The sequence below is a fragment of the Phenylobacterium sp. genome (assembly GCF_037138395.1).
Lineage (GTDB): Bacteria > Pseudomonadota > Alphaproteobacteria > Caulobacterales > Caulobacteraceae > Phenylobacterium.
Genome location: NZ_JBAXIM010000146.1, coordinates 1 through 6264 on the forward strand (window position 1 = coordinate 1; position 6264 = coordinate 6264).

At 62.9% G+C, this 6264-nt stretch carries 6 protein-coding genes and 1 tRNA gene; 6 read left to right on the top strand and 1 reads right to left on the bottom strand.

All coding sequences use genetic code 11. The annotated features are described in order from the left end of the window. Positions 1 to 498, bottom strand: a 498-nt coding sequence (locus WCJ52_RS10755) for a protein-L-isoaspartate O-methyltransferase (protein ID WP_336903308.1), incomplete at its 3' end; no start/stop codon positions are given. Positions 499 to 647: 149 nt separating this feature from the next. On the opposite strand from WCJ52_RS10755, the gene WCJ52_RS10760 reads away from it, so the two are divergent. The 6 genes from WCJ52_RS10760 to WCJ52_RS10785 all read left to right on the top strand — a co-directional run. Next, positions 648 to 721: transfer RNA gene (locus WCJ52_RS10760), tRNA-Cys, on the top strand. A 199-nt stretch (positions 722 to 920) separates the two neighbouring features. After that, positions 921 to 2042 carry a hypothetical protein gene (locus WCJ52_RS10765; protein ID WP_336903309.1) on the top strand — a complete coding sequence of 374 codons (1122 nt, stop codon included), beginning with the start codon at positions 921 to 923 and terminating at the stop codon, positions 2040 to 2042. A 105-nt stretch (positions 2043 to 2147) separates the two neighbouring features. Then, positions 2148 to 3260, top strand: coding sequence for a hypothetical protein (locus tag WCJ52_RS10770; RefSeq protein WP_336903310.1), 1113 nt, complete (start codon positions 2148 to 2150; stop codon positions 3258 to 3260). A 13-nt stretch (positions 3261 to 3273) separates the two neighbouring features. Then, entirely contained in the window at positions 3274 to 4740 is a 1467-nt protein-coding gene (locus WCJ52_RS10775) for an FMN-binding glutamate synthase family protein (RefSeq protein WP_336903311.1), read from the top strand. Positions 4741 to 4743: 3 nt separating this feature from the next. Then, a complete protein-coding gene (locus tag WCJ52_RS10780) occupies positions 4744 to 5601 on the top strand; it encodes a VOC family protein (RefSeq protein WP_336903312.1) in 858 nt (285 codons plus the stop codon). Between the two features lie 75 nt (positions 5602 to 5676). After that, a partial coding sequence (locus tag WCJ52_RS10785) for an AMP-binding protein (RefSeq protein ID WP_336903313.1) occupies positions 5677 to 6264 on the top strand: 588 nt, incomplete at its 3' end.

A 6264-nucleotide genomic window follows, 5' to 3' on the forward strand; every position in this document is an offset into this window, starting at 1 on the left:
ACCGATCGCTTCGGGTGTCCGAACATGGACGATTGCGCGGCCCGCGGGGCCGTTGCGCTCGATCACCACCGCCCGGCCACCCGGCCCAAGCAGGGCCAGCCAGGCCTCCGGTGCCCGGACAACGGCCCCCTCGCAGACCAGGATATCGAAGGGACCCGCCGGAAGCGCGCCAGCCGGATCCCCGTCATGACGGACCACCGTGACATCGCAGGCCTCCAACAGGGCGGCGGCATAGGGTGCGGCTATGGCGAGAGCCGACTCGCCGGCGACCGGCGCCGCCAGTTGCACGAGCTTGGCGACATCCCGGGGCCGGAGCAGACGCCGCCCCGGCGCATACTCGGGCTCCACGTCGGCATAGGCTAGGAAGGCCCTGTCCGCGGGCAGAAAGGACTCCCGCGGGATCCGGCGCATGGCGTCCTGTATCCGCAGGTCAGTCACGTCCGCCGTCCGGACCTGGCTTTCCACCATATTCAGGCGGGCTTCGGCAGTGTCGCCCATGATGTCTCCAGTCGGGAGGATAAGGATCACTTCGAGGCTTTGGGGCTTATAGTGCGACGCACAACGGCAAGGCAATGCAGTGCGGCTTCCCTGATTGCCCCCGCACCCGCCTTCTGTTAGCGATCCGTGAGCCCGGTGCGGACCGGCGCGGCCTGATGGCGGAGTGGTTACGCAGCGGACTGCAAATCCGTGCACCCGAGTTCGATTCTCGGTCAGGCCTCCAATCCTTCCAGACAAAAGACACAAGCTACGCTGGGATCACGGGGGCTCAGAGCCTTCGTGAGGAAAAGTGGCGCAGAAATTGCTAGCTGGTAAGCGAAATCACGAGGATCCGGTCAAGCCGCCGGAGCCGCGCCAGGCGAGCGACGGGAATTTGTTAACCCGCCGCGGGGACCCTAGTCACTTGAGGGTCAGGGGTATTGATGTCCGGGATGCGCAAGTCCAACAATGTCGACCGCACCGTCCGCGACCTCGCCCTGCTTGAAAGGTCGGCGTCCACCGCCCGGGTCCTGAACCTTCTGTCGGTCTCGGCCCTGTACCGGAATGAGACGGACTATATCGAAAGACCGTTCTTCACCTCGCCACGGCTCAACGAGAGTCTCATCCTGAAACACCGCATCCGTTCCGACGAGGTCGGAGTGTTGCCGAAAGACAGGGTTACCGGGACAAAGGTGATCCTTCCCTTCGAGCGGACCGACCTGAAGATCGGTGGACGATCTTTCATGGTCGAGCAGAAGGGTTGGCGGGATGTCGTCGACGACATCTGCGGCGCCTATCGAAATCCGGAGCGGGACATCCATGTCCTCCAGTCCCTGAGCGAATTGCCCTCGCTGGATCCCTTTCTGGTCCGGGAGCAGATGCGGCGGCGCGGGGTGGATATCTCTACGTTCTACTTCAACATTTCCGAAGCCGACATTGCGCAGATGTACAGTTTCGTCGGAAAGCAGATCGAGGTCCTGCTCGATGTCTCCCACAGGAACCGGGTCGACGGATCAAGTTGGTCAAACCGCATAATCAGAATGTTGCTCTCGCCCGTGCAGGGGGAGTCCATCCAGCCTATAAGGTCGGCCCTGCGTCTCGATCCCGATGATTTCGAGGAAGGCGTCTTCGCCTGGAAGGGGTTTCTCTACTACCAGTGGGTGCTGAGCGACCTCAGGCCGCAGTTGGCGCCCTTCCTCCGGGAAATCCTGACCATGAAGGTCAGTGGCTTCAGGGATCGGGAGATGGAGAGGATGCTGGACGCAGCGCGTCGACGTCTGGCAGACCGCGTCAATGTGGTTCTGGAGGAGGTTGTCGGGGCGATCCGGGTCTATGAGGCGGCCTTCAATGACCTGACCCGAAATGGCAAACCCCTGGCCTTCTCGAACTTCATGAAGCGCACCCCGGAAATGTTCGTCCTGCTGGGCGAGCGGATCGGTGCCCTCTCGCACGTCGCCAGTTATTGGCGCTTCCGGTTTCCGCAGGGTGTCGTAGAGAAGGTCCCGACGGATGAACTGTTAGAGATTGTTAGGGATTTTGAATACAGTCTGGGGGGTGAGGGTTGATCCTGAGTCGATAGGATTTGCTCGAATCTCGGCCCCAACATTGACGAAAAATCGTCAGTTTCCGACCGGGTGACAGCGGATCTGGTTATCAGGAGTGGCAAAGGTATGCGGCAGGCGACCACAGACCGTTCTGTGCGCAATCTCGGGGCCCTCCAGAGAACAGCGTCGACCAGTCGTGTTCTCAACCTCGTTGCCATAGCCAATTCGCACAAGGCCAATCCCGACTACCTCAACAAGCCCTTTTTCACGACGCCGCTGCTGAACGAGTGCCTCGTCCTGAAGCATCGTATCCGGATGGATGAGCGGTTTGTCTTCGACGATGAGCGCCAAAATTCGACCAAGATCATCATTCCCTTCGAGCGATCCGACCTCAGGATGGGCGGAAGATCCTTCTTCGTCGGCCAGCGGGGATGGCGCGATATCGTCCGCGAAATGGCGGGAGACTCGTCCAATGTGGAACGCGACATCCGCGTCCTCACCATTATCGATGAGATCCCTTCGCTGGACCCCTTCCTGCTGCGCGAGCACCTAGCCCGGCGCGGCGTCTCGATAGGCTCCTGCTACTTTGCGATTTCCGAAGCCGACCTCGCGCGCATGCAGGATTTTGTGGCGGGGGAGATCAACAACCTGATCCGCCTGACCTATGCATCCTCTGGACAAGGTTCGAGCTATTCGAGCAAACTTGTCCAAGTCCTACTTTCGACTGAAATCAACGAACATCTCGAACCTCTAAGAATAGCTTTGAGGTTAGAGGGTGAAGACTATAAAGAAGGCGTCTTCAGCTGGAAAGGTTTTCTCTATTACAAGTGGGTGCTGAATGATCTGTGGCCAAAACTCGTCGACGTCCTGAGGGAAATGCCCCAGATCCGGGTGACCGGACACAAGGACCCAGAGCTAATGGCCTACATCGACAGGACGCGCCGTCGCCTTGTGGAGACCGTGGACTTCAAGCGCCGGGAAGTGACCGAGGCTCTCGACGTTTACGACAGGGCCTTTGCCGACCTCACAAAGAACGGCAAGCCCCTCGCCTTCCGGAACTTCCTTCTGCGTGCACCGAAGATGTTCCTGATGCTGGGAGAGCGCATCGGCGTCATCTCGCATATCACCAGTTTCTGGCGCTACCGCTTCCCGGACGCCCGATCCCTGGCGGCGCCCATTGACGAGGTCCTGGATATCCTGAAGGACTTCGAACAGAATATTTCGACCGTAGAATCCTGACCTGGGAGCGGCCATGGGCCCTGTTTCAGATGTCTTGACCCAGAGCCTTGGGCTTGTCCTCGGCTTCGGTCTGGCGATCCTCCTGGGTGGCGTCTTGGTCTACGACCTGACGCAGCAGAGGCACTCGGTCCTCAGGAATTTCCCGATCATAGGCCACTTCCGCTACGGCCTGGAGCAACTCGGGGAGTATTTCCGCCAATACTTCTTCGCCGGGGACCGGGAGGAGTTGCCCTTCAACCGCGCCACGCGGTCCTGGGTCTATAGAGAGGCCAAGAACGAGGGCGGTGCCATCGGTTTCGGCTCGACAAATGACCGGCGGGAGCCGGGTACCGTGTTGTTCATCAATCATCCCTTTCCGGTCCTCGAGGAAGACAGGCTCCCAACACCGCCCCTGGCGATCGGGGAAGGTGCCTGTGACCAGCCCTTCCTCGCCAGGTCGGTGGTGAACGTCTCCGCGATGAGCTTTGGCGCTATCTCCCAGCCCGCTGTCCAGGCGCTTTCCCGGGGCGCTGGCATGGCCGGATGCTGGATGGATACCGGCGAGGGCGGCCTGTCTCCCTATCACCTCGAGGGGAACTGCGACCTGATCATGCAGATCGGCACCGCACGGTACGGGGTGCGCGATCCCGATGGCGCCTTCTCGAACGACAAGGCAAGGGAGATCGCCCGCTCGGTCAGGGCCTTCGAGATCAAGCTTAGCCAGGGCGCCAAGCCCGGCAAGGGCGGGGTCCTGCCAGGCGCCAAGGTCACCGCAGAGATCGCCCGGATCCGGGGGATTCCGGAGGGCCGGGACTCGATCAGCCCCAACCGGCACCCGGACATCGCCAATGTCGACCAGTTGCTGGACAGGATCTGCAGCCTTCGCGACCTGACGGGTCGTCCCGTCGGGGTGAAGACAGCCTTGGGCGACGACCGCTTCATGATCGATCTTTGCGAAGCCCTGGCCCGCCGGGGCGCCCAGGACGCCCCGGACTTTCTCACCATAGACGGCGGAGAGGGCGGCACGGGCGCAGCCCCCCAGACCCTGATGGACCACATGGCCCTGCCGATTGCAGAGGCCCTGCCGATCGCCGTCGACGCCTTGAGGAGCGCGGGCCTGAAGGATCGGGTCCGGGTGATTGCCTCGGGCAAGCTCGTGACCCCGGCAAAAGTCGCCTGGGCCCTGTGCACCGGGGCCGACTTTGTCCACTCCGCCCGGGGCTTCATGTTCGCCCTGGGCTGCATCCAGGCCATGAGGTGCCACACAAACACCTGCCCGACCGGAGTCGCGACCCATAATCGCCGGCTCCAGCGCGGCCTGGTCGTCGAAGATAAGGCCGAGCGCGTCGCGAACTATGTTCGCAGCCTGAACCGAGAGATCGACATGATCGCCCATTCCTGTGGCTGCCGGCACGCCCGGGAGCTGGGCCGGGAACACGTTCGGATCGTCGAGACCCCGAATCGAAGCGTTCCCCTCAACATCCTCCACCCGGATCGATGACCCATGCTCACGGAAGTCGACAGACTGCTGGTTGCAACGCCGGACGCCGCGGCTGGCGTGAGCGCCTGGAAGCGTGTCCTCGGCGCAGAAGAGGTGCGGCGCGACTCCGTTCCGGAGCTTGGGGCCGTCCGGACGGTGGTCCGGGCTGGCCGTTCCGACATCGAGTTCCTCCAACCTGACGGAACCGGGCCGGTGGCTGACGCCCTGGCGCGACGGGGCCGGGCACACGTCTGGGCGGCCGGTGCGGCGTCAACGGACCCCGCCGCCGCCGCGAGGATCGCAAGGTCCGCGGGCGCCCGCGTCGAGGCCGAGGGCGACCGTTACCACGTCGAACTTGAGATCGAGGGGGCACCCATACGCTTCGTCGTGTCGCCAGAGGGGGAGAGAGAGCCTGCCGGTCGCCTGGACTTCCTCTATGAGGCGACGGTCCTGGCGGCGGACCAGGCCGGTGCCGTGGCCAAGATTCGCGACGCCTTCGGCCTGGATGAGACAGGTTTCACAACCATCACCTCGGAGCTGTTCGGCTATACCGGCGTCCTGACCCTGTTCAGGCCCGGCCAGCTGCACCGGTTCGAAGTGATCACTCCGATCGACCCGACCAAGACCATGGGGCGGTATCACTCCCGAGAGGGCGCAAGCTTCTACATGGGCTTTGCCGAGGCCCCGGACCTCACGGTCATAGAAGCCGCGATACCGGTCGGCGGGGTGACCATCGACCGGCCCGAAGGGCGGCCCCCGAGCCTGAACCCAGACCAGGTCTGGATCCATCCCCCGACCCTTGGCGGTGTCATGCTCGGGGTCTCGCGGCCCTCTATGGCGTGGACGTGGTCGGGATATCCGGAGCGGGTGATACCGCTCTGAGCCTTCCCTGGCCCCGTTGACTTCCTCAGCGTCCCAAGCCCTCAATCGCTCCGGGACGGGTCGAGGGAGGAAGACATGACGGACTGGAAGATCGCCGACGTCTGGGAGGCCATCGCCCGCAAGACTCCTGACCGTCCCGCCCTGATCCAGGGGAGCCGGGTTGTGACCTGGAGCGGGTTCGACGCCCGTGCAGACGCCCTCGCCGCACACCTGATCGCCGGAAGCGTCAGCCCCGAAGCAAAGGTCGCCGCCTATCTCTGCAATGGACCGGAGTACCTCGAGGTCTACTTCGCCGCCTTCAAGGCTGGAATTGCGCCGATCAACACCAACTACCGTTATGGCGGCGACGAACTGGTCTACCTCTTCGACAATGCCGACGCAGAGGTTGTGGTCTTCCACGCGGGGTTTACGGGGACCCTCGAGGCGATCCGGGACCGGCTGCCCAAGGTCAAGCTGTGGATCGCAGTCGCCGAGCCTGGGCACGCGGTTCCCGCCTGGGCTGACGACTATGAATCCATCACAGGGAAGCCTTCAACTTCCCGGCCGACAAGGTCGCCCTGGGGTCGATCCGGGGACAACCTCCTCCTGCTCTATACTGGCGGGACCACCGGCATGCCCAAGGGGGTGATGTGGAGGCAGCATGACCTGTTCACTGTCCTGGGA

Coding starts and splice junctions, on each gene's coding strand:
- WCJ52_RS10765 (WP_336903309.1), top strand. CDS start 921: ATGTCCGGGATGCGCAAGTCCAACAATGTCGACCGCACCGTCCGCGAC.
- WCJ52_RS10770 (WP_336903310.1), top strand. CDS start 2,148: ATGCGGCAGGCGACCACAGACCGTTCTGTGCGCAATCTCGGGGCCCTC.
- WCJ52_RS10775 (WP_336903311.1), top strand. CDS start 3,274: ATGGGCCCTGTTTCAGATGTCTTGACCCAGAGCCTTGGGCTTGTCCTC.
- WCJ52_RS10780 (WP_336903312.1), top strand. CDS start 4,744: ATGCTCACGGAAGTCGACAGACTGCTGGTTGCAACGCCGGACGCCGCG.